The 24,049-nt window shown below is 70.7% G+C and carries 20 protein-coding genes and 3 pseudogenes; 14 read left to right on the forward strand and 9 right to left on the reverse strand.

Features of this window, described 5'->3' with window-relative positions; all coding sequences use genetic code 11:
• Positions 1–76: 76 nt before the first annotated feature.
• Positions 77–407: pseudogene (locus ACPXCB_RS29645) on the forward strand (isochorismatase family protein); the annotation flags it as partial.
• A gap of 241 nt (positions 408–648) precedes the next feature.
• Here the strand turns inward: ACPXCB_RS29645 and ACPXCB_RS29650 are convergent.
• From ACPXCB_RS29650 to ACPXCB_RS29665, 4 genes are all read right to left on the reverse strand, one after another.
• Complete coding sequence (locus ACPXCB_RS29650) at positions 649–1,272, reverse strand: ribonuclease D (RefSeq protein ID WP_425879249.1); 624 nt, start codon at positions 1,270–1,272, stop codon at positions 649–651.
• Positions 1,269–2,129, reverse strand: coding sequence for a hypothetical protein (locus ACPXCB_RS29655; RefSeq protein WP_425879250.1), 861 nt, complete (start codon positions 2,127–2,129; stop codon positions 1,269–1,271). The genes ACPXCB_RS29650 and ACPXCB_RS29655 overlap by 4 nt, the downstream gene beginning before the upstream one ends.
• Positions 2,130–2,296: 167 nt before the next feature.
• Positions 2,297–3,262: an HNH endonuclease gene (locus ACPXCB_RS29660; RefSeq protein WP_425879252.1), complete on the reverse strand. Its 966-nt coding sequence runs from the start codon at positions 3,260–3,262 to the stop codon at positions 2,297–2,299.
• 296 nt (positions 3,263–3,558) lie between these two features.
• Positions 3,559–4,677, reverse strand: a complete 1,119-nt coding sequence (locus ACPXCB_RS29665; RefSeq protein WP_425879253.1) for a hypothetical protein — start codon at positions 4,675–4,677, stop codon at positions 3,559–3,561.
• Positions 4,678–6,025: 1,348 nt separating this feature from the next.
• Here ACPXCB_RS29665 and ACPXCB_RS29670 point away from each other — a divergent pair.
• Positions 6,026–6,583 carry a hypothetical protein gene (locus tag ACPXCB_RS29670; protein WP_425879255.1) on the forward strand — a complete coding sequence of 186 codons (558 nt, stop codon included), beginning with the start codon at positions 6,026–6,028 and terminating at the stop codon, positions 6,581–6,583.
• Between the two features lie 21 nt (positions 6,584–6,604).
• Here the strand turns inward: ACPXCB_RS29670 and ACPXCB_RS29675 are convergent, their stop codons facing one another.
• Both ACPXCB_RS29675 and ACPXCB_RS29680 read right to left on the reverse strand, forming a co-directional pair.
• Positions 6,605–6,916 carry a hypothetical protein gene (locus ACPXCB_RS29675; protein ID WP_425879256.1) on the reverse strand — a complete coding sequence of 104 codons (312 nt, stop codon included), beginning with the start codon at positions 6,914–6,916 and terminating at the stop codon, positions 6,605–6,607.
• Between the two features lie 172 nt (positions 6,917–7,088).
• Entirely contained in the window at positions 7,089–7,961 is an 873-nt protein-coding gene (locus ACPXCB_RS29680; protein ID WP_425879258.1) for a hypothetical protein, read from the reverse strand.
• 132 nt (positions 7,962–8,093) lie between these two features.
• Between ACPXCB_RS29680 and ACPXCB_RS29685 the strand changes: the two genes are divergently transcribed.
• The 6 genes from ACPXCB_RS29685 to ACPXCB_RS29710 all read left to right on the forward strand — a co-directional run bounded on the left by ACPXCB_RS29685 (position 8,094) and on the right by ACPXCB_RS29710 (position 13,495).
• Complete coding sequence (locus tag ACPXCB_RS29685; protein WP_425879259.1) at positions 8,094–10,025, forward strand: sigma-70 family RNA polymerase sigma factor; 1,932 nt, start codon at positions 8,094–8,096, stop codon at positions 10,023–10,025.
• Between the two features lie 108 nt (positions 10,026–10,133).
• The gene (locus ACPXCB_RS29690; RefSeq protein ID WP_425879261.1) at positions 10,134–10,604 is read left to right on the forward strand and encodes a GNAT family N-acetyltransferase; all 471 of its coding nucleotides are present in this window, start codon (positions 10,134–10,136) and stop codon (positions 10,602–10,604) included.
• Positions 10,605–10,711: 107 nt separating this feature from the next.
• Positions 10,712–11,509: an alpha/beta fold hydrolase gene (locus ACPXCB_RS29695; protein ID WP_425879263.1), complete on the forward strand. Its 798-nt coding sequence runs from the start codon at positions 10,712–10,714 to the stop codon at positions 11,507–11,509.
• 12 nt (positions 11,510–11,521) lie between these two features.
• Entirely contained in the window at positions 11,522–11,782 is a 261-nt protein-coding gene (locus ACPXCB_RS29700) for a hypothetical protein (RefSeq protein ID WP_425879321.1), read from the forward strand.
• A 20-nt stretch (positions 11,783–11,802) separates the two neighbouring features.
• Complete coding sequence (locus ACPXCB_RS29705) at positions 11,803–12,282, forward strand: GNAT family N-acetyltransferase (protein WP_425879265.1); 480 nt, start codon at positions 11,803–11,805, stop codon at positions 12,280–12,282.
• 67 nt (positions 12,283–12,349) lie between these two features.
• The gene (locus tag ACPXCB_RS29710; RefSeq protein WP_425879266.1) at positions 12,350–13,495 is read left to right on the forward strand and encodes a polysaccharide pyruvyl transferase family protein; all 1,146 of its coding nucleotides are present in this window, start codon (positions 12,350–12,352) and stop codon (positions 13,493–13,495) included.
• Positions 13,496–13,504: 9 nt separating this feature from the next.
• On the opposite strand, the gene ACPXCB_RS29715 is transcribed toward ACPXCB_RS29710, so the two are convergent.
• Complete coding sequence (locus tag ACPXCB_RS29715; protein WP_425879267.1) at positions 13,505–13,711, reverse strand: hypothetical protein; 207 nt, start codon at positions 13,709–13,711, stop codon at positions 13,505–13,507.
• Between the two features lie 85 nt (positions 13,712–13,796).
• Between ACPXCB_RS29715 and ACPXCB_RS29720 the strand changes: the two genes are divergently transcribed.
• Complete coding sequence (locus ACPXCB_RS29720) at positions 13,797–14,318, forward strand: DinB family protein (RefSeq protein ID WP_151455182.1); 522 nt, start codon at positions 13,797–13,799, stop codon at positions 14,316–14,318.
• 54 nt (positions 14,319–14,372) lie between these two features.
• Here the strand turns inward: ACPXCB_RS29720 and ACPXCB_RS29725 are convergent, their stop codons facing one another.
• Positions 14,373–15,245, reverse strand: a complete 873-nt coding sequence (locus ACPXCB_RS29725; RefSeq protein ID WP_425879269.1) for a carbohydrate kinase family protein — start codon at positions 15,243–15,245, stop codon at positions 14,373–14,375.
• Between the two features lie 145 nt (positions 15,246–15,390).
• Here ACPXCB_RS29725 and ACPXCB_RS29730 point away from each other — a divergent pair.
• The 3 genes and pseudogenes from ACPXCB_RS29730 to ACPXCB_RS29740 all read left to right on the forward strand — a co-directional run.
• Positions 15,391–15,880: pseudogene (locus ACPXCB_RS29730) on the forward strand (ATP-dependent helicase); the annotation flags it as partial.
• A gap of 74 nt (positions 15,881–15,954) precedes the next feature.
• A pseudogene (locus ACPXCB_RS29735) lies at positions 15,955–18,666 on the forward strand (SNF2-related protein); the annotation flags it as partial.
• Positions 18,663–19,718, forward strand: coding sequence for an SWIM zinc finger family protein (locus ACPXCB_RS29740; RefSeq protein WP_425879271.1), 1,056 nt, complete (start codon positions 18,663–18,665; stop codon positions 19,716–19,718). The pseudogene ACPXCB_RS29735 and the gene ACPXCB_RS29740, both read left to right, overlap by 4 nt.
• Positions 19,719–19,749: 31 nt before the next feature.
• On the opposite strand, the gene ACPXCB_RS29745 is transcribed toward ACPXCB_RS29740, so the two are convergent.
• On the reverse strand, positions 19,750–20,007 hold the full coding sequence (locus ACPXCB_RS29745; RefSeq protein WP_121400370.1) for a DUF3040 domain-containing protein: 258 nt from the start codon (positions 20,005–20,007) through the stop codon (positions 19,750–19,752).
• A 461-nt stretch (positions 20,008–20,468) separates the two neighbouring features.
• Between ACPXCB_RS29745 and ACPXCB_RS29750 the strand changes: the two genes are divergently transcribed.
• Together ACPXCB_RS29750 and ACPXCB_RS29755 are read left to right on the forward strand one after the other, a co-directional pair.
• Positions 20,469–22,544 carry a DUF1800 domain-containing protein gene (locus ACPXCB_RS29750; RefSeq protein ID WP_425879273.1) on the forward strand — a complete coding sequence of 692 codons (2,076 nt, stop codon included), beginning with the start codon at positions 20,469–20,471 and terminating at the stop codon, positions 22,542–22,544.
• Positions 22,545–22,564: 20 nt separating this feature from the next.
• Entirely contained in the window at positions 22,565–23,932 is a 1,368-nt protein-coding gene (locus ACPXCB_RS29755; RefSeq protein WP_425879275.1) for a DUF1501 domain-containing protein, read from the forward strand.
• The last annotated feature ends 117 nt before the right edge of the window (positions 23,933–24,049 follow it).

Consider the following 24,049-nt stretch of genomic DNA (forward strand, 5'->3'; position numbering starts at 1 on the left):
CCGGGAGCCTCCTCCTATGTCGACAGACCCTTCCCCGCACCCACCGTGACCAGGCCCATCACGATGAAAAGGGCTCATTGTGCCTGAGCTGCATTTTGTAGATCGGGGTGTGGTGCTCGACAAGAAAATCTATAGCCCCTTTACGCCGGAGGGCATGGCGCTATTCAAGCAGCGAGGTTAGAATCATTTCTATTTCTGCGGAATCGCTACCGAAAATTGCGTCTTGAGGGGTGCGGTTGATGCGTTCGAGCATGACTTTACGCCATGGCTAATTGCGGACGCGTCGGCAAGCCATGCAGGTCTTGAAGCGCACGAGGGCGGGACTGCTGGTTGCGCGACGTTTCATCGGTCCCGGTCAGGTAATCCAACGAGCCGACATTCCTGCCGCACTCATCGGACTCTCACCGCAATCGCCGCCGTCACCAAAGGACGCATCGTTAATCCCCGCCTCGCAGACGACCTCCTCGGCACAACGATATGTCGACGTTGAGCTAATCCAGGTGAAACGGCAGGGTGCGAGTGCACAGGACCTCACGAGTTGCGGGTGGGAGTGGTCACTGTCTCGGAGTTCCGGCTTGCAGTCGTGCTGGAGCGAACCCAACACGACGAGAGTCGATGCTCGACCACAAGGACTTGTGCGCCTTTCGCTCAATAAGAGAAGACATCTGGCCATCCGCCCACCTCAAGCTGCACCCGGGAGGGAATGAAGGCGATGCACTGGTCGAACAATTCTTTGAGGCCTGCCGCCGTCAAGTCTTCCGTGAGGCTGTCCAGTAGTTGTAGCAGGTGCTCCACGTCTCTTGTGGCATAACCGATTTGATCAGCAGTTAGCTCAGGCGTCAGCCAATCGGTCAGTCGCTGGTCTTTGCTAATCCACACTCCTAGGCGCCGCTGTAGGAGGCTCTGAAGTGAGTGCAATTTGTTGTCCACGTTAGGGCAGATAATCTTCGACGCAATCTTGGTGCACGAGATGTTCTTCGGGGTTGCGCCCCAGTGGGTCGTTATGAATCGTAAATCGAACATGGCGTGATGAAACACTTTTTGTACTTGGGTGTCCTCGATAAGTTGACAGAGGTTATGGGGAACACGGTCCTGCACCTGAAGGACTACGGCTCCTACCTCCGGCGCAAAAATCTGTACCGTGCCGATACGGTGCTCAAGTGGATTCAAGCCGGATGTCTCGATGTCGCAAGCAAACCTGCCCGCTTCTGCGATTTCGAGGCAAAGACCCTCGTCCAGGTCGCTCTTTGCAAGATGGGTTGCCACTGTCATGATCCCGTGCCTCTCATAATCTGTGTTACGGTCGCAGCATCTCGCCGTGGTGCGGTTGCTGGCCTGCTGTCGTCGCGAATTGCGCGAAGTTCATCGTAGGCGAACTGAAAGAGTGAACCACCCGACTCGCACATGAGGGTGGGAAGGATCGGTGACCGACCTTTATTGTGTTTGTACATTGAGATTATTGCGCGATTGTCGAAACGGTAGAACGTGTATACACGGTCACCGGGCCAGAAAAATACCTCGATTGAAGCGCCGCCTTCTATCCGCAATTCCTCAAAGCCTTCCTTGGTGGCCCAGATGCGGCGTCGCAGCTCCTCGGGATCCATGGCGAACCGTTTCGAGAGCGTTGTCATGGTGAACTCATCTTCGGGGTCGGCCAAGTATATGCGAATGCGGCCGTTGGAGCGGGCTGCGGCCTTTTGCAGCCGGGCGAGATTCATGTTTCGCCACGTTTGTGCATATGCCGCGAATATGTCCAGTTTCTGGACCCCTTTGAAGCACTGTTCCCACGCTGGATCGTCGAAGAACTGGGTAGTTATTCGCCTTAGGCCTGATGCTTCAATCTCGGCTGATATGCGCGTGTCTTCAAGTACTTCTCGGGCAAAAGCTCGCTTTCCTACAAGCTCCCAAAGCGTTGAGAGCAAGGAAGATGTGATGAGTAGGCCTCCGAGTTGTTCCATTACAGTTCGCAAACCTTGGTTGCTCCGCCAGAAGCGAGTTTCCTCGCCGCCGAGATAGAGGCAATAAAATCCAATCATGAACACGACTCCCGCGGCAATTACAAACTTCATGTTTGTCAATGCTCGATACGGCTTGTTTCGTGCTTCCTTCGCCACAGGTGCCTCCGGCATGGCATGAGGGTATATGGGGGGTCTGACACCATACCCACGATCCTGGGACGCGAAGGGCCACGACATGCCTAGGAGCTGATTGCCGACAGTTGCTTGACCACCGCTGCTGGCGCGCGCGGGGAAGGATCGATTTGGCCGGCTGATCACAGTAGTACTGCTTATGGGAATTAACGGGCGGTTATGAGTGCTTTGAGCGCTTCAACCATGAGCCAGGGTTGCCTGCGATGGATCAACCGGTGGCAGTTGGAGCTGATTAGGGCGAGGTCTCTGAGCCGTGTATCAGTTTCGCCTGTGACGTGAAACGGGGTCTGGTGGTGGCACTTTATGTAGTCGCGACCGCGATTGCCGTATACCCCTTCAAAGTCGAACCCGCAGGCCTCGCAGATGATCGCTAGGCCGCGGCGTTGGGCTTCGACGATTTTCCGACTCCGAAGCTTGGGATCCCGCTCGCGGCGGAAGTGGGCGCGTAAGGCTAGCCCGCCCTCTCGGAACGACATCTCGTCAACGTTTGGATTGTTCGCCGCTACGCTCAGGTCCGCCACGATCTCCTGACGGAGGAGTTCTCGGATTCGAGCAGCCAACGCTCGCATCTCTACCGCATTGGCACGAAACTCCTCCCGTACCAGCTTGTCGAGCTGGGTTTCGTTGCTGCTGTCGGCCACGATGTGGTACGACTTCAGCGCGACGCCAGCAGGTTTGCGGAAGTCTGGGTTTCGGCGACCAGGGTGGATCGCTGGGCTCTGCAGCAACTTCGACAGGGACCTTACCCGCTCATTATTGGCGTCGAGTTGACGCCAGCCGTTGGCCTTGACCAGCTCGCAGGCGAGGACGATCTCGTCACGAGTCCAGTCGGGGTTGGGGAGAAACGCGACCTTAAATCCCAGCGTGTCTATTCGCTGCGCTACCGTCTTGTCTCCACCGCTGAATTCCTTCGCCTCCCAGGGCGTGCCGGTGCTTACGCCATGCGTGTATCCGATGATGGGCTTGGAGTCGTAGAGCCGCCCGCCGTAGTCCAGGTAGTAGGCCCTCGATCGGCCGAAGCCGGCCGATTTCAGGACCTCGCCGCAGCCGACGCGGTCGAACTCCTCGACGGCGGCGAGGACAGCGGCACGGGTTACATCGGCGAGAGTCACGGTGAGACGGTACGACGGGAGTACGACGCTCAGAGGGCGCAGCCGGCGCTGCCAGTCGCTCCTGGTGTTCGCTCTGGCCGGGGCAAGCAACCTCCGCGCCCTCGTCCGTCGTCTCATCTGTCATCTCGTTCAGTGATGTTCACGGCGGGTCGGAGACGGCGAAAGGTCTCGATCTTTTCCTGGTGATGGATGGCGGCGGACCTCTGCGGACAGGCCGTCATGGAACGTACGGCCGGGAGGTCATCGTGGCTGCCCGCCAGTTCGGGTTGCCAGTGGGTAATGCACCGCGGCCGAGATCAGGAGCTGTGGTCGGTGGTGCGCCGCCAGCCAGGGATGGATCCGGTGAAGAAGCTATGGGCCTCTGCCTTGTGCCACCGGCGGGGCGGCTGGAAGTCTCGCGGCCAGGCTGTTCGCTTGTCGTAGACGACGCGGCTGGCACGAATATCAATTCTTGGGTTGCCTTGATCGTCTCGGCCAACAGCGGTCAGGTCGGCTCCCTGCAGGAAAACGTCGATCCCATCTGAGTCTTGGTGCTCTATAAGAAGGCTGCCGCGAATCGTTGCTTCTTGCAGGTCAATGAACTGCTCGCACCGCCATCCTGCGAAAGCTGTCAATCCGCGCTCGAAAGTCGACCCGGTGAAGACGAGCGAAGCGATCTCGTAGTGGAATATACTTTCGACTTTCCCAATGAAACGGCAGCCTTTGAATTGGAGTGGCGCGCCGGTTGCAACGTCAACTATCTTGACGTTGCCCTCGATCACTGATCCGTCGAATGCTGCGAAGGCTTGCACGTGACTTAAGGAGAGGTTGAGATCGGGTAGGCGCGTGTCGCTCAGGTTGAGGTATGCCTGGTCCCAAAATATATCCGGCCGGCTAATGTCGAGCCGTTCTATGATGCAGTGCAGCATCGATTGTCTTACATTTCCTTCGCTGGGATCGTACTGCGACGCGCTGCTCGAATCTGAGGGTGTCATGCGTAGATACGCGGCGAGAGTATTCAGGCAAGTGTCTCTATCGCGCTGCGAGTCATCTGCAATCCGAGTAAGAGCGTATGCTCCCGCTAGCCTCACGGCTGCCTTCTCGTGGCCCAACTGCCCGGCGGCGGCAGTAAATCGATCCGTGAATAGTCGATCCTGTTCCCTTACGTGTCCAATCTCATCCGCGCGCTGCTTGCGATAGGCTACCAAGAGCGCGGTTAGCGCGCCTAAACCGCCTGCAACGGTGAGGGAAACCTTCACCGTCTCTAAGCGGAAGCTAGCCCCGTTGGCAGCCGAGTCGTTGCCACTGGCGGCAAGTCGAGTCAGGAGAAAATAGGATCCTGCAATGGTGGCGGCTGCGGTGGCAATGAGGGCCAAAAATGCTAGGGCGAACTTTCCTGGAATGTACTTTTGGTTGAGGCGCCGGCTCTGACGCAACGTCCGACGTCGGTGTCGCCGGTATCGCCGTCTGTCGATTAAACGCATCAGGCCAGGGGCCTCCCGAACTAGGACCCGTTCTGTTGGTTCCCAGCGTGAGACATGGGCTGCGCCTAGCCACTCGCTACGACGGTTGCGGATTGTCCGTCTCGCCCGAGAGGCATAGATTTTCGCGAGAAGCCTGAGGTCTGGCACGGAGGCACCGTACGCCTTCGCGCCGCCCGGCTGTGGTAGCAACCCCGCCTTGCCCTGTCTGCCGTAAGTGTTGCATCAGCAGTCTCATTTACTAGATTCAGCGGACTCCGGCTATCAGGTATCCGACAGTCGATGAGGTTCGCTTGGCGCGTCAGCGAATTGCGAACGTCGTGGTTGCGATCTGGACCAAGCGCTGGGATGCTCGTCGCTGTTATCTGAAGGGGCTGCCCGTGGACTTGCCTTGGTTGCTCGCTCTAGTGCTCGCTATACCCATCGGGATCTTGACCAATCTCATCACGGTGCCGATTGCCCGTATTGTTGACCGCAAGGGTGGGCGGAGATGGCGTAAGCGCATTGAGTCGGAAGGTGTGATTGCGGCACGGTATATATCGGATCCCGAATCATTGTCTGAATTACTGAACAGCACCATTTTGCGTACGACTATCATTTACGGCGTGACGGGTGCCCTTACTGCCCCCCCCTCTACGCGCTTCCCTATGTTCCGGATGTTCAATTCGATCCGGTGGCCATAAGTGTTGCCTATGTTGTGGCTCAAGGCCTCACTGTTATTTCCACTGTCCTCGTTACTGATATCGCGAGAAGAGCGTTCAGGGTGGTTAGGGTCGTCAAATCCTTCCGCTCTGAACTGCCGAAGCAGTTGAGAGATGACATTACTGAGGCATACGTTGCAAGGTTTCGAGCCGAGCGCGAACGTACCTCGTTGTTCAGTCGAACACCTCATCCGAGGTCGCGCCATCAAGGCTAAGTCGGATGGCGAGCCTGCCCCCGCCTCGTCTCAATAGTCGTCTCGTTCACCCGCGTTCAGCGATGATCGACAAGGGGCACCTGCGTGCTTAGCTTGTACTGATGGACGCTCACAGTCGTGCTTGAACGGCGCATCATGGAACTTACAAGCGAGGGGTCGCAGGTTCGAAACCTGCCGCGCCCACACTCTGACCAGCACGGGAACGGGCCGCCGGATGACCGGCGGCCCGCTTCGTTTCACGGTGTCCGGCCGGCTGTCGGATCATCGTCAGTGGGCCCCGCCAGGACACGGAAGCCCTACGCTCGTGGGAGCGATCCCGGCGCCGAAGCGAAGCCGGCGACCTCATCGCCGAAGCCGAGCCGGCGACCCCGTCTTGGAGGTGGCCCCATGTCCCCCCGCCAGGTCCCGCTCGCTTCCCGCCCCCGTCGTCGTCCACCGGCCCTGCTCCTGATCCTCGGGCTGATCCTGGGCCTGGCCGCCCCCACGGTGGTGGCGGCCCCCGCGTCCGCCGGGCCTGGCGACGCGTTCTGCTCCACCAACGGGTTCTTCGAGCCGAACCCCGCCAACCCGTCGATCGGTACGACCTGGACGTTCATCGGGAGCCGGAGCAACGGAAGCTTCACCTACCGGTACTGGATGGCGCAGCAGCCGAGCGGGTCGTCCATCCTGTACTACCGGAACAGCCTGGTGGCCAAGTGCAACGGCATCGCCCTGGCCCTGAGCACGACGCTCGCGACGACCGGCGCCTCCGGCACCGCCCACTGCACCAGCAACGCCGACATGACGCCACCGGCCTCCTCGGTCACCGAGCGGTACGTCGGGCAACGCTGGGTCCCTACCCAGGGAACCACCCCGACCGCCACGATCCGGTACTGGCACCGGGAGTGGTTCTCCTACGCCACCCTGACCTGGAACTACAGCTCCAGCTACGTGGTGCGGTGCTGAGCCTCCGTCGGCTCGCGCTGGTTATGACGAGAACTTCGCCGCCTCCTGCATCACCTTCTGGTACTCGTTCCTGGCGATGGTGAGTTTCTCCTGAAGTCTGAGCATGGCGTCCCGCTGCGTCTCGGCGCTGCTGCCGGGATCCACCTCGGCCAACAGTGCCTTCACCGGCGGTGTGTTCATGGCCGGCGTGTACGGGTTGGCGGGATTCAGGAGATGCTCGACACGGTTGAGCGCCATCGAGATCGTCTGCACCTTTTCGAGCGCCCGCAGGAGTTTGTTCTGTACTTCCTGTTCCGCAGGGCTGAGAGTCACGTCATCTGAATCCGAGTCCATGGGCATCCATCCTTGCCGTGCGGACTGTTCGCAGGTCAGGCGGTTGGTCGTCGCCCCATTCTAGAGCCGTTCACCAGGCCCCCGTGACGATTGACCGTGCACGACGACAACGCGCGGAACCCGTACGCGAAACGGGCCGCCGGCTGGTCCGGCGGCCCGCTGTCGTGGTGGATCAGCTTGCGCAGACGGCGTACGCGCGCACCTTCCAGGTGCCGCTGAAACCGTTCTCGTCCTCGGCGGCGGAGACGGTGACGACGGTCGAGGTGGTGGCCCGCATCTGGGTCAGGCGCACCTGCCCGTCGCCGCCGAGGATCTCGCCGCCCACCCCGTGCACGCGCGTGCCGGCGGGGCAGGTGGCCGTGATCGACCGGGTGGCGGCGGAGCTGTAGACGCTGTCGTCGATCACGCGCTGCTCGCCGGGCAGCGGGTCGGCGCAGATCGCGGTCGCGTCCAGCCACCACGTGTCGGCGAATCCGGTGCCGTCCTCGGCGCCCGCCACGACGACGCTGTTCTGGTGGATGCGCAGGTCCTCCAGCACGACCTCGCTGTTGGACGCCCCGACGACCGCCCCACCGACCCCGATGGCGTGCTTGCCTGCCGGGCAGGACTTCTCGAACCAGTTCGACGTGCCGAAGCTGGGCGCCGAGCTGCCGGACACCATCACCAGACCGGCCGGCGGCGTGGCGCAGATGGCGTTCGCCGTGACCGCCCAGTTTCCGCCGACGCCGTTCTCGTCCTCGCGGCCGGTGACCGAGTACGCGTCCCCGCCGATCAGCGGGCGCATGATGTCCATGCCGACCTGCCCGAGGCCGGAACCGGTGATCGCGCCGCCGCCGCCGATGACCTTGGTGCCGGTCGGGCAGGTCGCGTTCTGCGTCTTCGCGCTGCTGTTGCTGGGGCCGGTCGTCGTCTTGACGCTCAGGCCGGGCACCGCCGCCACCGGCCCGGCGAGGGCAAGCTGGCCGAGGACGAGCGCGCTCAGCGCGGCCCCGCCAACGGTGGCCGTCCGACGCGCCCACCGGATGTGCTTCGATCCTTCTCGCATGGTGTCTTCCCTTCGGGTTGTTCGTCGCGATGACACCGGTAGGAGTCGGGGCGGGTCGGGATGCCAACAGAAACTTCGGAGAAAAATATTCCGCCGCTTTACTGGACCCGTCGACGAGCAGCGAGGGACACGATGGACACGGCGGCACAGGACGACTTCACGCTGGTCGAGGCGGTGCGCCGTGGTGAGCGGGCCGGGCTGGAGGGCATGTACCGGCGCTACGCCGACCGGCTCTACACGTACGCCCGGACCATGCTGCGCGAACCGGAGGCCGCCGCGGACGCCGTCCACGACGCGTTCCTCACCGCCAGCCAGCGCATCGACCAGCTCCGCGAGCCCGACCGGCTGCGCTCCTGGTTGTACGCGATCGTGCGCAACGAGTGCCTCCGGCAGCTGCGGGAGCGGTCCCGCTCCCTGCCGCTGGAGGAGGCCGGCGAGCCGGCGGCCGACATCGCCGACCCGGGCACGGGCGTCAACGCCGATCAGGTACGCGACCTGGTGCACACCGCGGTGGCGGCGCTCAACCCGGGCGACCGTGAGGTGGTCCACCTGGCCATCCGCCACGACCTGTCGTCCGCCGACATCGGCGCGGCCCTCGGGGTGCCCACGAACCACGCGCACGCCCGCCTGTCCCGCGCCCGCTCGCAGCTCGAACGGGCGCTGGGGGCGCTGCTGGTGGCCCGCACCGGAGCCCGGGACTGCCCGAGTCTCGCCGACCTGATCGACGGCTGGCAGGGCCGCCTCACCCCGACGCTGCGCAAGCGGGTGTCGCGGCACATCGAGAGCTGTGCGGTGTGCGGGCTGCTCCGGCGGGAACAGCTCAGCCCGGCCGCGCTGCTGTCGGCGTACACGGCGCCGGCCTTCCTGGTCGTCGCCGACTCGGTGTGGCCGCGACTGGCCGAGGCCGCGACCGGCGCCCCGGCCGATCCGGCAGCCGGCGCGGGGACCGATCCGGCGGGCACGGTCGCGACCGACCCCGCGCCGGCCGACCCGACGCTGCCCGCCGATCCGGCCGATCCGGCGCTCGCCGCCGATCCGGCGGCGCCGGCCCCGGTGTCGCCGGCCGGTCCGGCCTCGCCGGCCGGTCCGGCGTCGTCCGCCGAACCGGCGCCGCCGGCCGAGGCACTCCCCGGGATGGGGGACACCGGACAGGCACAGGGGGCCGCTGAGGGGCCCGCGCCCGCGGCGGATGGCGCGGTCGACGGGCCTACGCCCGCAGCGAACGGGCCGGTGACCCCGGCCGGTGTGGCGGCAGCGTCCTCGGCCGGTGTGGCGGCAGCGTCCTCGGACGATGTGGCAGCCGCTCCGGGTGGCGCGGTGGCGTCGCGCGGTGCGGCGCATCCCGTGCGGACGTCCTCGCCAGCGAATCGCAGGCGGCACCGCCGACAGGTGGCCGCGTCCGTGGCTCTGCTGATCCTCCTCGCCGCACTCGGGACCTGGGCGCTGGCACCCGGGCGCCCGACCGCCGCGCAGGACGCCGCCGGCCAGCCGGTGTCGGAAACGCACGGACCGGCGGCCGGCGACCCGGTGACGCCCGCCTCCGCGCTGCCGTCGGGCACCGCCCCGGTGACCGGCACGCGGGCCGCCGAACCGCCGTCGGCCGGCGCCGTCGGTCCGACGCCCGGACCCGTGGTCACGCCGGCGGACGGCGACGGGGTTACCCGGACTGACGCGCCCGACGCCGTGCCGGGTGGCCCCGCGCCGTCGCCGACCGCTGCGCCGTCCAGGCCTCCGACCGCGCCCCGGCCGACCGCCACACCGCAGGTCGCCGCGGCGTTCACGGTCTCCGCCACCGCCCACGTGCGGTGCGGATCGGACACGTACACCCTGGTGGTGCAGGCCACCGGTAGTGCCGCGCTCGGCGGCGCCGAGGTTCGCTGGACACCCGCCGGGGGCAGGACGTCGACCCGGGCGATGACGGTGGACGGATCGACCGCGCGGGCGAGCCTCGGGCGGCTGCGCGCACCGACGCTGACCTGGTCGGTACGGGCGACGGCCACGGACGGCCGCACGGCGCAGAGCGCGACCCGTACGGTCACCGACCCGTGCGTGCGACCGGGCTAGCCGGAACGACCGGGTCGGCCAGGACGGCTGTGGAGCAGGACGGCTGCGGATCGTCCTCTTTGTCCTCGTCGGACGATGCGGGCCGGACGGCTGAAATACGGTGTCGGGGTGGCGACGCTGAGACTTGAGCCGATGACCGCCGAGCAGTACCTCCGGTATCGGCGGCGGGCGGAGGCGAGCTACGCGCAGCACATCGCCGAGTCCGGCGCGCTGCCGGCGCCGGAGGCCGAACGGAAGGCCCAGGAGGACTACGCGAAGCTCCTGCCCGACGGTCTGGCCACGCCGGGGCACCATCTCTGGACGGCCCACGACGGTGACGACGAGGTCGGCATGCTCTGGCTGCACGTCGAACAGAAGTCGGACGGGCCGCACGCCTTCTGCTACGACGTCGAGGTGCGACCGGAACTGCGGCGCAGGGGCCACGGGCGGGCCATGTTCCAGGCCGTCGAACAGCGGTGCCGGGAGTGGGGAGTCGTCTCGATCGGCCTGAGCGTCTTCGGCTTCAATCTCCCCGCGCGCAGGCTCTACGAGCAGTTGGGCTTCGAGGCGACCGCCATCCAGATGCGCAAGCGGCTGTAGCGCACGGCCAGCCCGGCCGCCCCGTCCCGTGCCAGGGAGAGCACGGCCGGGCGCGCCCGTACTGCCGATCGGCCGCGTACGTCGTGCGGGCCGGGTTGGATGGGGCGATGAGCTACGCGGAGGTCGCCGGGCTGCGCCTGTGGCACGAGGAGCACGGCGCCGGCCGCCCGCTGCTGTTGTTGCACGGCGGCTTCGGGTCGGTGGAGACGTTCGCGCCGATCCTGCCGGCGCTGGCCGCGCGTCGTCGGGTGATCGCGGTCGACCTCCAGGGCCACGGGCGCACCGCCGACGTCGACCGTCCGCTGCGCTACGAGTCGATGGCCGACGACGTCGCGGCGCTGATCGCGCACCTCGGCCTGGCCGAGGCCGACGTGCTGGGCTACTCGCTCGGCGGCGGCGTGGCGCTGCGTACCGCGATCCAGCACCCGGCGCTGGTGCGCCGGCTGGTCGTCGTCTCCGCGCCGTGCCGGCGGCTGGGCTGGTATCCGGAGGTGCTGGCGGGCATGCCCGAGCCCGACGAGGAGGCGGGCGAGCGGATGCGGGGCACTCCGCCGCACGCGCTCTACGCCCGCGTCGCGCCCCGGCCGGGGGACTGGTCGCGGCTCTGGGCGAAGACCGGCGAGCTGCTGCGCCGCGACTACGACTGGTCGGCCGAGGTGGCCGCCCTCGCCGTGCCCACCCTGCTGGTCTTCGCCGACGCGGACTCGGTCAGCGCCGCGCACGTGGTGGAGTTCTTCGGGCTGCTCGGCGGCGGCCACCGGGACGCCGGCGGGGACGGCACCGACCGCCCGGCCTCCCGGCTCGCCGTGCTGCCGGGGCTCACGCACTACGACGTCGTCGTCTCGCCGGCGCTGCCCGCCGCCGTCCTGCCGTTCCTCACCCACCCGGTGTCGCCGCCCGGCTGACGCCGGGCGCTGATCGAGCTGCGGCTGGAGGCCGCCCGCCGCCCCGACCTGGCCCGGATCCTCGGCGACACCCTGCGGCGCGGCTACCGCGACGACGTCGCGTTCCACCTCGCCGCCGGATTACCGGGTGGCGCGTTCGAGGTCGCTCTGCTGCACTACGCCGTGGACGGACTGCTGCTCGATCTGCTCGGCACGTCCATTGAGGCGGGATTCGACCCCGACGACGTGGTCGTGGCGTTCGTGTCCCGGCTGGTCGGCGGTGTCGACCGGTGACTCCGACACAGGGAGGCGGCGTGGTGGAACTGGTGCCGATGACGGCCGAGGAGTTCGCGCGGGTGCGGGAGCCGCTCGTGCGCTCGTACGCCGAGGCGATGGTCACCGATCGCGGCCTGGCGCCGGCCGCGGCCCTGGAGCGGGCCACCACCCAGTTGCGCGAACAGCTCCCCGACGGCGTCGACAGCGCCGGCGCCCTGCTCCGCACGGCCCGGGTGGGCGACGTCGAGGTGGGGTGGATCTGGGTGGGGCTCCCCGGCGGCCCCGCCGGGCCCCACACCGCGTGGCTCAACAGCGTCGAGGTGCATCCCGGACACCGCAGACAGGGGTACGGGCGGCGGATGATCGAGCTCGTCGAGGCGGAACTCGCCGCCCTCGGGGTGCCCGAGCTGGGGCTGAACGTCTTCGGCTCCAACACCGGGGCCATCCACCTCTACCACAGCCTCGGCTACCGGGTGGCCGCCCAGCAGATGACGAAGCGGATCTCCCCGGCCGGCTGAACCCGTCAGGAGTGTTCCCCGGCGCAGCGGGAACCCCGCCCCGGACGCACCTGGGGAGGAGCGACGGATGAGGCATGGCGGCGGACTGACCATCGGTGTGCTCGGCTCGTACGGCGGTCGCAACCTCGGTGACGAGGCGATCCTGAGCGGTCTGCTGGCCGATCTGCGCGAGCAGGAGCCGAACGGGCGGATCATCGTCTTCTCCCGGAACCCGGAGCACACCAGGATCGCCCATCCCGACGTGGAGGCGGTGCCCTGGGAGGGGATCAGCCGGACCGACTCGGCGCTGGTCCTGGCCCAGCTCGACGTGCTGATCCTCGGCGGCGGCGGCATCCTCTACGACCGGGAGGCCCGCCGCTACCTGCGGGTGGTCCGGGTCGCCCAGGAGCGGGGCCTGCCGCTGCTGACGTACGCGGTGGGGGTCGGGCCGCTCAGCGAGGACGTGGACACCGGCATGGTGCGGGAGACCCTGGCCAGCGCCACCCAGGTGACCGTACGGGACCAGGAGTCCCGGATGGTGCTGGAGGAGGCGGGGCTGCTCAACCCGATCACCGTCACCGCCGATCCCGCGTTCCTGCTCGAGCCCGAGGACTTCCCGGCGGAGCTGCTCCGCGAGGAGGGGGTGCCGGCCGGCAAGCGGCTGGTCGGGATGAGCGTGCGGGAACCGGGCCGGGCCGCCGAGCGGCTCGACGTCGACGGCTACCACCGCCTGCTCGCCCAGATCGGCGACTTCCTGGTGCACCGGATCGACGCCTACGTGCTCTTCGTCCCGATGGAGCGCGACGACATCCGGCACTCGCACGGCGTGCTGTCGCACATGGTCGCCGCCGAGCGGGGCCGGATCCTGCACGGCACCTACTCGCCCCAGCAGGTGCTCGGGCTGATGCGCCACTTCGACCTGGCCGTGGGCATGCGGCTGCACTTCCTGATCTTCGCCGCGATGGCGGGCACGCCGTTCCTGCCGCTGCCGTACGCCGGCAAGGTCTTCGACCTCGCCCAGCGGCTCGGGGTGCCGGCGCTGCGCGGCGTGGAGCGGGAGGTCGAGGGCCCGCTGCTGGCCGAGGTCGACCGGCTCTGGGACGAGCGGGAGCAGCGGGCCGAGGCCACCGCCCGACGGGTGGCCGAGGTGTGCGACGAGGCCCGGGGAACCTCCCAGGTCACCCGCGCCGTGCTGGACAGCCTGCGCGCCCGCACCCTGGCCCCGGCGGTCTGACCCGGCGGCTCAGACCGCCGGCCCCCGCCAGCGGTAGCGCCACCGGTCGGCGTCGGCGTCCACGGACTCCAGCTCGTAGATCTCCGCCTCGGCCAGCCCCTTCGCGCCGAGGTGGTGATGGGTCAGCGGCGGGCGACCGTTCGGGTCCAGCTCCACGGTGACGGTCTCGCCGTCGGCCACGCCACCGACCAGGGGGATCTCTGCCGTTGATGCCATGCGCCCCATCCTGCCCCGCCCGGGGGGGACCCCGCAGCGGATAGCGGGGCAGCGGGCCGGGGCGGCCCGGCACTAGGGTCGGTGGATGGCGGAGATGGCGATCGATCCCACGCTCGGCCCGGTGCTGGCGCGCACCGGCGACGAGCGGGCCGTGCTCGAATCGTTCCTCGACTTCCACCGGGGCGTGCTGCTGCGCAAGGTGCGCGGGCTCTCCGACGCCGACGCGGCCCGCCGGCTGGTGCCCTCGGCCACCACCGTCGCCGGCCTCGTCAGACACCTGACGCTGGTGGAGCGGAACTGGTTCCCGTGCCTGCTCGCCCCCGGCCCGGGCGACGTGTACCTCACCTCGGAGGAGGACGCGGCGGCGAGCTTCACGCTCACCGACGACGACACCGTCGAACGGCTCGCCGCGGCGTACGAGCGGGCCTGCGCCCGGTCCCGGGAGGTCGCCGGCCGGTTCGACCTCGACCACGTCGTGCCGCACCCGCAGCTCGGTGAGGTCTCGCTCCGCTGGATCCTCGTGCACATGATCGAGGAGACCGCCCGGCACGTCGGGCACGCCGACATCCTCCGCGAGCTGACCGACGGCGCCACCGGCGCGCTCTGACCGCCGCCGGCCGGCGCGGCGACCCTGACCCGGGCGCGCCGACGCACAGCGGGCTCAGCGACGCGGCAGCAGGTCGGGCGGATACTCCATGCCGTCGTGGGTGCAGGCCGCCGCGGCGACCCGGGCCGCGTACGCCGCCGCGTCGGTCAGCGCCGCGCCGCGCAGCCGGGCGGCGATCACGCCCGCCGCGAAGGCGTCCCCCGCGCCGTTGGTGTCGACGACCGGTGCGGGCGGCGCGGCGGCGGGCACCGCCGTCGGTGCGCCCCCGCCGGTGTGCAGCTCGGCGCCGTCCGCCCCCCGGGTCACCAGCACCGTGCGGGGCGCCAGCGCGGCGGCGAGCGCGCCGGCCGCCGCGCCCAGCCGGACCCCGCTGACGAAGACCAGGTCGGCCACCTCGGCGAAGGGCCGGTGGTAGGCGTTCCCGCCGTCCCAGTCGTGCAGGTCGGTGGAGAGGACGGCCCCGCCGGCCAGCCCCGCGCGCAGGGCGGGTAGCAGGGGAAGCGTCCAATCCATGATCGACAGATGTACGTGGGCCGCCTGCCGGACCAGCGTGGTCACCTCGGCCGCCGGGAACGGGGCCGGCCCGTGCCAGGGGCGCGGGTCGTAGAGCGACATCCGCCGGCCGGCCGGGTCGACCATGTTCACCGACCGCCGGGTGCCGGCCGGGGCGTCGCCCAGCACGGCGTGCACGCCGGTGCGGGCCAGCGCGGCGCGGACCACGTCGCCGGCCGGGTCGACACCGATGACGTCGACCACCGCCACCCGGAGCCCGAGCGCGTGCGCGGCGAGCGTCACCCCGGCGCCGGTGTTGCCGATCCGCAGGTCGATCGGGTCGACGGTGACGGAGTCGGCGGCCGGCAGCGGGATCGCGGGCACCCGCACGCGCACGTCGACGCCGAGACCGCCGATCACGAGGAGGTCGTACACGCGCCCGACCCTATCCCCGCCGCCCGGCGGCCACGGCGCCCGGGCCGCCCGCCGCCCGCTCGTCCTGACGGCTGACGGTGTGCTGGCCGGGGCCGCCGGGCCCGGACCGATATCCTCGCCGGGGTCGTCGCGAGGAGGGGAACGCGTGCTGGTCGTCCACGGGGTCTGGCGGTCCGGCGTGGGGCTCGCCGTCTGGGCCGAGGACAGCGCGCTGCCGGCCCACGCGCCGCGCCGCCCGGGCCGGGCGCCCCGGGAACGGCCGCACCCGTTCGCCGCCGACCAGGCCGCGCTCGTCGCCGCGCTGGCCGCGACGGCCGAGCCGGCCCACCTCGGCACCGCCCTGCTCACCCTCCCCACCCGGGTCGGCGCACCGCTGGACTCCCCGGAACTCGTCCGCGCCGACGTCGCCGGGCCGGCCCGCGGGCCGGTCACCCTCGCCGGCTGGCGGGTGCCCGTCCTCTGGTACGCCCCCGACGCCGCCCTGGCCCTGCTGCGCGGCGTCGACGCGGTGGCCGCCGTGCCGGGCGCGACCCTGCGCCACCTCGCCGAGCTGGCCGACTTCGCGGTCGACCTGGCGGCCCGGGGCCGGGTCCTGCCCGGCCTCGCCGAGGCGCCCCCGGCGGCTCGCTCCCGGGCGGCCAGCGGCGGCTGCGCGGCTACTCCGGCCCCGGGCCGGACCCGCGCGGGCGGGGAGCGGGCGGAGGCCGGCGCCCGGGCGGTCTGGCGACCGCTGCTGACCGGCACGGACGCCGCCTGGGCCCGGGCGCTGGCGCTGGCCCTGCCCCCGGCCGCCCGCGCCGCCACCGGGCCGGACGAACCGGGCGACCCCGGTGCCGCCGCCGGGGCGGGCACCCCGTCCGGCCGGGACGTCGCTCGCCGCGCGCGACCCGGCCCGCCCGCCGGACGCCACCGGCCCGCGCCGGCCGCCGTCGACGCGCCGGGCGCGCTGGTCGCCGACGCGCTCGACGCACTCACCGACGCCGCCGTCCGGGCGGCCCTGGCGGAGACCGCGCTGGCCCGGGGCGTACGCCCGAACGGCGCGGTGCCGGCCTGGCTGGCCGCGCTCACCGGGCCGGTACGGGAGTTCGCCGCCGATTCGGCCGCGCTGGACACCCTCCGCGCCGAACTGGACGCCTGGCAGCGCGACGCGGCCGGCGGCGCCGTGCGGGCCAGCTTCCGCCTGGTCGAGCCGCCGGCCGACGAGCTCACCGAGCCGGTGGTCGTGGTGCCCGCCGACCCGGCGGCGACGGCGCGACCGGCCGGGCGGTGGCGGATCGAGTTCGGGCTCCAGGCGGCAGCCGAGCCGAGCCTGCACGTGGACGCCGGGCAGGTCTGGCGGGCGCCGGCCAGCGTCGCCGGGCTGGCCGGTCGCGGCGACGACCCGCAGGAGACCCTGCTCGCCGAGCTGGGGCGCGCCAGCCGGCTCTGGCCCGAGCTGGACAGCGCCCTGCGTACGGCCACGCCGGAGGCCCTGGAACTGGACGTCGAGGGGGCGCACCGGTTCCTCCGCGAGGGCGCGCCGGTGCTGCACGCCGCCGGGTTCGCCGTGCTGCTGCCGTCCTGGTGGCGGCGCCCGTCGTCCCGGCTCGGCGCCCGGTTGCAGGCCCGCAGCCGGACCGCCCCGGGCACCGTCGCCGCCACCGCCGGGGGCGTCGGGCTGGACGCCCTCGTCGACTACCGCTGGGAGGTTTCCCTCGGCGACCAGCCACTCACCGCCGAGGAACTGGCGTCGCTGGCCGCGCTGAAGACCCCGCTGGTGCGGCTGCGCGGGCAGTGGGTGGAACTGGACCCGAAGCGGCTCGCCGCCGGCCTGCGGCTGCTCCGTTCCACCGGCGAGCTGACCGTCGCCGACCTGCTCCGGCTCGGCCTGGCCGACGCCGAGCAGCCGGACGCGCTGCCGGTGCTGGAGGTCGGCGCCGACGGCGCGCTGGGCGACCTGCTCGCCGGGGCGGTGGAGCGCCGACTCGCCCCGCTGGACCCGCCGCCGGGGTTCCACGGCACGCTGCGGCCGTACCAGCGGCGGGGGCTGGCCTGGTTGGCGTTCCTCCAGTCCCTCGGACTCGGCGCGGTGCTCGCCGACGACATGGGGCTGGGCAAGACGGTGCAACTGCTCGCCCTGCTCGCCGGGGACCCGCCGGACGCCGGCCCGACCCTGCTGGTCTGCCCGATGTCGCTGGTGGGCAACTGGCAGCGCGAGGCGGCGCGGTTCACGCCGGGGCTGCGCGTACACGTGCACCACGGCGCGGAGCGGGCGCGGGGCGAGGCGTTCGGCGCGGCCGTGCACGACGCGGACCTGGTCCTCACCACCTACTCGGTCGCGGCCCGCGACGCGGTCGAGTTGGCCGGGATCGACTGGCGGCGGGTGGTGGTCGACGAGGCCCAGGCCATCAAGAACGCCGCCACCCGGCAGGCCGAGGCGGTCCGGGCGCTGCCAGCCCGGCACCGGATCGCCGTCACCGGCACGCCCGTGGAGAACCGGCTGGCGGACCTCTGGTCGATCATGCAGTTCGCCAACCCCGGCCTGCTCGGGCCGGCGGCGACCTTCCGCAAGAAGTACGCCGAGCCGATCGAGCGGCACGGCGACGCCGAGGCGGCCGAGCGGCTGCGCCGGATCACCGGCCCGTTCGTGCTGCGCCGGCTCAAGACCGACTCCTCGATCATCTCCGACCTGCCGGAGAAGCTGGAGATGGAGGTGCTCTGCAACCTCACCGCCGAGCAGGCCTCGCTCTACCGGGCGATCGTCGACGACATGATGGCGCGGATCGAGTCCAGCGACGGCATCGAGCGCCGTGGGCTGGTGCTCGCCGCCATGACCCGGCTCAAGCAGGTCTGCAACCACCCCGCGCAACTGCTGCGCGACGGTTCGGCGCTGCCCGGCCGCTCCGGCAAGCTGGCCCGCCTGGAGGAGATCCTGGACGAGGTCCTCGCGGCGGGGGAGCGGGCCCTGCTCTTCACCCAGTACGCCGAGTTCGGCGGCATGCTGCGCGGGCACCTGTCGGCCCGGTTCGGCCGGGAGGTGCTCTTCCTGCACGGCGGGGTCGGCAAGGCCGACCGGGACGCCATGGTGACCCGGTTCCAGTCCCCGGGGGGACCGGCGATCTTCGTCCTGTCGCTCAAGGCCGGCGGCACCGGGCTCACCCTCACCGAGGCCAACCACGTGGTGCACGTCGACCGGTGGTGGAACCCCGCCGTCGAGGACCAGGCCACGGACCGGGCGTTCCGGATCGGCCAGCGGCGCCGGGTGCAGGTCCGCAAGTTCGTCTGCGCCGGCACGGTGGAGGAGAAGGTGGCGGCGCTGATCGCCGACAAGCGCAGCCTCGCCGCCTCGGTCGTCGGCACCGGCGAGCAGTGGGTCACCGAGCTGTCCACGACGCAGCTGCGCGAGCTGTTCACCCTGGAGGCCGGGGCGGTGGTGGAGTGAGCGGGCAGGCGCAGGGCGACGGCGGCGCCAAGGGCCGGTTCGCCGACTACGGCCGGCCGCGCCGGGTCGACGGCGGGCTGCGGGCCCGCAGCACCCGGGGGGCCATCGGCCGGTCCTGGTGGTCCCAACGCTTCCTGGAGGTGCTGGAGTCGTTCGCCCTGGGCACCCGGCTGACCCGTGGCCGGTCGTACGCGCGGGCCGGACAGGTGGTGCGCCTGGAGGTCGCCCCCGGCACCGTCGGCGCCGCCGTGCAGGGCTCCCGCGCGCAGCCGTACGAGGTGAGCATCGCGCTGCCGCCGTTCCCGGAGGCGATCTGGGCCCGCGTGGAGGCGGAGCTGGCCGCCCAGGCGTTCTTCAGCGCCCGGCTGCTCGCCGGCGACCTGCCCCCCGAACTGGAGGAGCTGTTCGCGGGGGCCGGCGCCCCGCTCTTCCCCGCTGGCGTGGCGGAGCTGCGTCAGCGGTGCAGCTGCCCCGACTACGCCGTTCCCTGCAAGCATCTCGCGGCCACGTTCTACCTGCTCGCGGAGGCGTTCGACGCCGACCCGTTCCAGTTGCTGCACTGGCGGGGCCGGAGCCGGACGCAGCTGCTCGACCGGCTGCGCGTCCTGCGGGCCGACGCCGCAGGCGCCGACGACCAGCCGGCCGCGACCGAGGCCGCACCGGCGACGCCGTCCCTGCCGGACGGTGCCGGGCCGGCCACTCCGTCCATGGCGGACGGTGCCGTTCCGCCGGCCGAGCCGTCCGCGCTGGGCGGTGCGGTGGCGCCGACGGCGGAGTCCACGCGGGACGGCGGTGTATCGGGTGCCGGGCGGGACGCCGAGGCCGTCCCGCCGGTCGGGGCGTCCCGGGCGCTCGCCGGCCTGCCGCCGGCGCCGCTGGCCGAGGCGGTCGACCGGTTCTGGCTGCCGCCGGTCCCGTTGCCCGACCGGCCACCCAGCCTGTCGACCGGACCGGACCTGCTGCTGCGGCAGCTCGGCGCTCCGGCCCCCGCCATCGGCGGGCCCGGTCTCCTGGAGCGGCTGCGGCGGGCGTACCGGCTCCTCGGCGGGTGAGACCGCCGGCGGAACGGTACGCGGCCCCGGCTCACAGCCAGCGGCGGCGGAACCGCCACATGAGTGCCGCGTTGGCCACCAGGACCACCGCGCAGACGGCCCCGGCCAGTCGCCCGGCCAGCACGGTCATCGCCGGCAGCGAGGCCCACAGCACGATCGTCAACAGCATCAGCCATCGGCCGCGACGGGCCCGGGCCCGGTTGTCGAGCCGGGCGAAGAACGCCGGATCGCTCTCCCGGAGCTGACGGGTGATCTGCTCGAACCTGCGCTGATCCTCTTTGCTGAGCATGTGCCTTCCCCTCACGTGTTCAGCGGTTCGGCGGCATACCCGCTGCGGCGGCGGCTCACGCTCCCGTCCTGCTGCTACTTTGCCGCCGCGCCCGGCCCACGCCCGTCCGGCCGCGCCCCGGTGCGCGGGGGAGCGCCTCAGCACAGGCTTAGCCGAACCTTAAATTTGCCTGTGGCGATGAAAGGGGCCTCCCGCGCCGGGTCGGCCGCGATGGCCGGGTCCGGCCCGTGCCGTGCCGCGTACGCCCTGCTCGCGAGGTCCGTGCCGGGCCGCGCCGAGTTCCGGCGCCGCCGACCCGCGCTGAGCGGCGCCTTAAGTGCCGTCCTGGGGGCTTCCGGTGCTGCTTGAAGGCACCTGAACGCTTCATTACCTTCCGGTGGCAACCCCCTCAGGCACCAGTCGCCGCACCTGCCCCCGTGCCCGGTGCCAGTCGTCGCGGCGCAGCAGAAATGGATTGGTACATGGCCGACCAGAATGTGCCACCACGGCAACCGCGGGACGATCGTGGATGGGACGGGCGTCAGTACCCCGCCGCCGGCGACGGTCACCGCGGCACCTACGCCCCTACCCCGTACGGCCACGACGCGCGCGCCCCGCACCAGGGTGGACACCCCGAAGACACGCAGAGCCAGTACGCGCACGCCGGGCACCCGGCCGCGCGCGGGCCGCAGTGGGTCGGCCCGGAGGGCTTCGCGCGGCAGACCGCCGCGCCGTCGGCCGGCCCGGGACTGCCCAACCTGGACGACGGCGACGAGCCGGGCCCCAAGGTCGGCCGGCGCAAGGCCCTCGTGGCCCTCGGCGGCACCGCGGCCGTGGTCGCCGGTGGCGCCGCCCTGGCGATGACCCCGCAGATCCGCAGCCTCTTCGGCGACGAGGCGGTGGCCGGCGACGCCACCGGCACCACGGTCACCGACGGCACCCCCGCCCGGCCGAGCGGCCAGCAGCCGAGCACGGTGCGCACCTACACCGAGCAGAACGAGAGCTACATGGGCTCCCGGGCCGGCGAGGCGCTGAAGAAGAACGCGCCGGCCGGCGGCCGGACCTTCTCCGGGCCGGCGGCCGCCGCCGCGGAGACCAAGGTGACCGTCAAGACGGTGCTCGCCAAGGACCCGATCCTGCACCTGGCCCGGCGGGCCACCTTCGGCGCCACCAGGCAGGTCGTCGCCGACATCAAGGAGCGGGGCATCGACGGCTGGCTGCGCTGGCAGCTCGACCCCGACAAGATCGCCCCGACGAAGGCCGAGCTGAAGCTCGCCGACCTGCCGACGCTGAAGCTGGGCACCGCGCAGCTGCGCGAGCAGCGCGAGCAGCTCAACGAGCGCGGCGCGCAGCCGGAGAAGGAGATGGTGGACGCCACCATCGCCCGGCAGATCTGGTCGCAGCGGCAGCTGTTCGAGGTCATGGTCGACTTCTGGAACGACTTCCTGCACGTCGCCGCGGACTTCGACGGGGGCGAGGTCTACCGCGCGTCCTTCGACCGGGACGTCGTGCGGGCGCACGCCCTCGGCAGCTACCCCGAGATGCTGCTCGCCGCGAACCGGCACCCGGCGCTGCTGCTCTACCTCAACCAGAACGACTCCCGCGCCGACGCGGTCAACGAGAACCTGGCCCGCGAGAACCTGGAGCTGTACTCGGTCGGCGTCGACGGCGGCTACACCGAGAAGGACGTCCGGCAGGCGGCCCTGCTCCAGACCGGCCGGGGCGTCAACGACGGGAAGTACGTGTTCCGCCCCGAGCGGCACTACGTCGGCAAGGTGAAGGTGCTCGGCTTCACCCACGCGAACGCCTCGAAGGACCCGAAGAAGGCCGAGGCGGCCATCGACGCGTACATCACGTACATCGCGCTGCACCCGTCCACCGCGAAGTACGTGGCGCAGAGCCTGGCCACCCGGTTCGTCTCGGACACCCCGCCGAAGTCCCTCGTGGAGCGGCTGGCGAAGTCGTACAGCCTGAACAAGGGCATGATCAAGCCGGTGCTGATGACGCTGTTCAGCTCCTCGGAGTTCTGGGCGGCGGTGGGCCAGAAGGTGCGCCGGCCGATGGAGTACCTGGTCGCCACGTACCGGGCCCTGGGGGTGTCCCCGGAGGCGTCGCCGAAGCACGACAACGGCGACAACAAGCGCACCCCGTACGCCCGGGGGCTGCGGCAGATCCACGACAGGATGCGCGAGCTGGGCCAGTACCCGATGGGCCAGCCCACCCCCGACGGCTACCCGGACGTCTACGTGGCCTGGACCTCCGCCGGCACCATGGTCCACGGCTGGAACGAGGCGGGCGAGCTGCTCGCCGGCCGACGCACCGTCTTCACCTACACCCCGCCGGAGAAGCTGGTGGCCCGGCCCCCGGCCACGGCCGGGGCGTACGTGGACGCGCTGGCCCTGCGGCTGGTGGGTCAGAAGCTGAGCGCCAGGGAACGGTCCCTGATCCTCGGCGTGGCCGGCGTGGCTGCCGGCGACAAGGTCGACGCCACGTTCGACGGGGCCGTCACCGCCGTAGCGCGGGCGATCCTCGCTTCCCCCCAGCACCACCTCCGGTGAGGCACCCGATGGAGAAGACTGTGCACACGTTCCCCCTGCACCCCGAATGCCCCGACCTGCGGCGGCTGGCCGACGACCCGGCCGAGGCGCTGCTGCGGGCGGAGGCCGACATCGTCGCCGCCGAGAACGCCGCCGAGGCCGACCGCTACCGGCGGCTGGAGGACCTCGAGGAGGCCCAGCAGGACGGTCGGGGCGTGACCCGGCGGACGTTCGTGGCCGGCGCCGCCGCCACCGCCACCGCCCTCGCGACCGCCCAGTTCGTCACCACCTCCGCCTCGTTCGCCGCCACCAAGACCGGCACCCTGATCCACGTCTTCCTCTACGGTGGGCTGGACGGGCTGAGCCTGGTCGCCCCGGCGGACGACCCGGTGCTCGCCAAGGCCCGCCCCGACCTGCTGCTCGGCGACGACTCCCTGGCCGTGGGCCGTGGCTTCAAGCTGACCAGCGCGTTCAAGCCGCTGGAGAAGTGGCTGAAGAGCGGCAACCTCGGCTTCGTCCCGGCGGTCTCCGACGAGCGGCTGTCCCGCAGCCACTTCCAGGCCGCGGACGCCTGCAACCTCGGCGGCCTGCCCAGCGAGACCGCCGGCCGGGGCTGGCTGGACAGCCTGGTCGACGCGCTCGGCACGGGCACCGCGTTCCGCAGCGTCGGCATCGGCAGCACGCTGCCCCGGTCGCTGGTCGGCAACAACGGCGCGCTCTCCCTCAACAGCGTCGGTTCGCTGCGGCTCAACGGCGACGACCGGTACCGGGCCGCGACCGAGAAGGCGATCAAGGGGCTCTTCACCGGGATCAACCACCCGGTGCAGGACGCCGTGCAGGACGGCCTGGGCGCGCTGGCCACCGCGCAGCGCCTCGCCGCCAAGCCGTACCAGGCGGCCGAGGGCGTCGAGTACAAGGGCGTCGGCTACGCGTTCCAGCAGCTCGCCCAGCTCATCAAGGGCGGAGCGAACGTCCGGGTCGCCACCGTCGGCATGGGCGGCTACGACACCCACGAGAACCAGGGCACCCGCGACGGCGGTCAGCTGCACCGGCGGCTCAACGAGCTGGCCAGCGCCATGGCGGCGTTCTTCACCGACCTGGGGGAGAAGTCGGCCGACGTGACCATCATGGTCTCCAGCGAGTTCGGCCGGCGGGTCGCCTCCAACGGCGGCGGCACCGACCACGGCCACGGCGGGGTGGTCACCGTGCTCTCCGGCCGCAAGCTCGCCGGCTCGCTGCTGGGCACCTGGAACGGGCTGTCCGACCTGGACTCCGGTGACGTGCCCGAGTACAACAACATGTTCAACGTCTACGGGGCCGTCGCGCAGGGCCGCTTCGGGCTCACCAACGCGGAGGTGGACAAGATCTTCCCCCGGCAGAAGTACCGCCCGATGAAGCTGTACGCGTGACGTACCCGCGCACCCACGCCGCCGGCCGCCGCCAACGGTCGCTGCCGCCCCCGCCCCGGCGGGGGGGTCGGCAGGCACCCCGCCGCCCGGCGCGCCCTCGAGGCCGGCCCCCGGGGC

Origin of the sequence: Micromonospora sp. DT62 (genome assembly GCF_049847285.1) — a bacterium.
Taxonomy (GTDB): domain Bacteria; phylum Actinomycetota; class Actinomycetes; order Mycobacteriales; family Micromonosporaceae; genus Micromonospora; species Micromonospora reichwaldensis.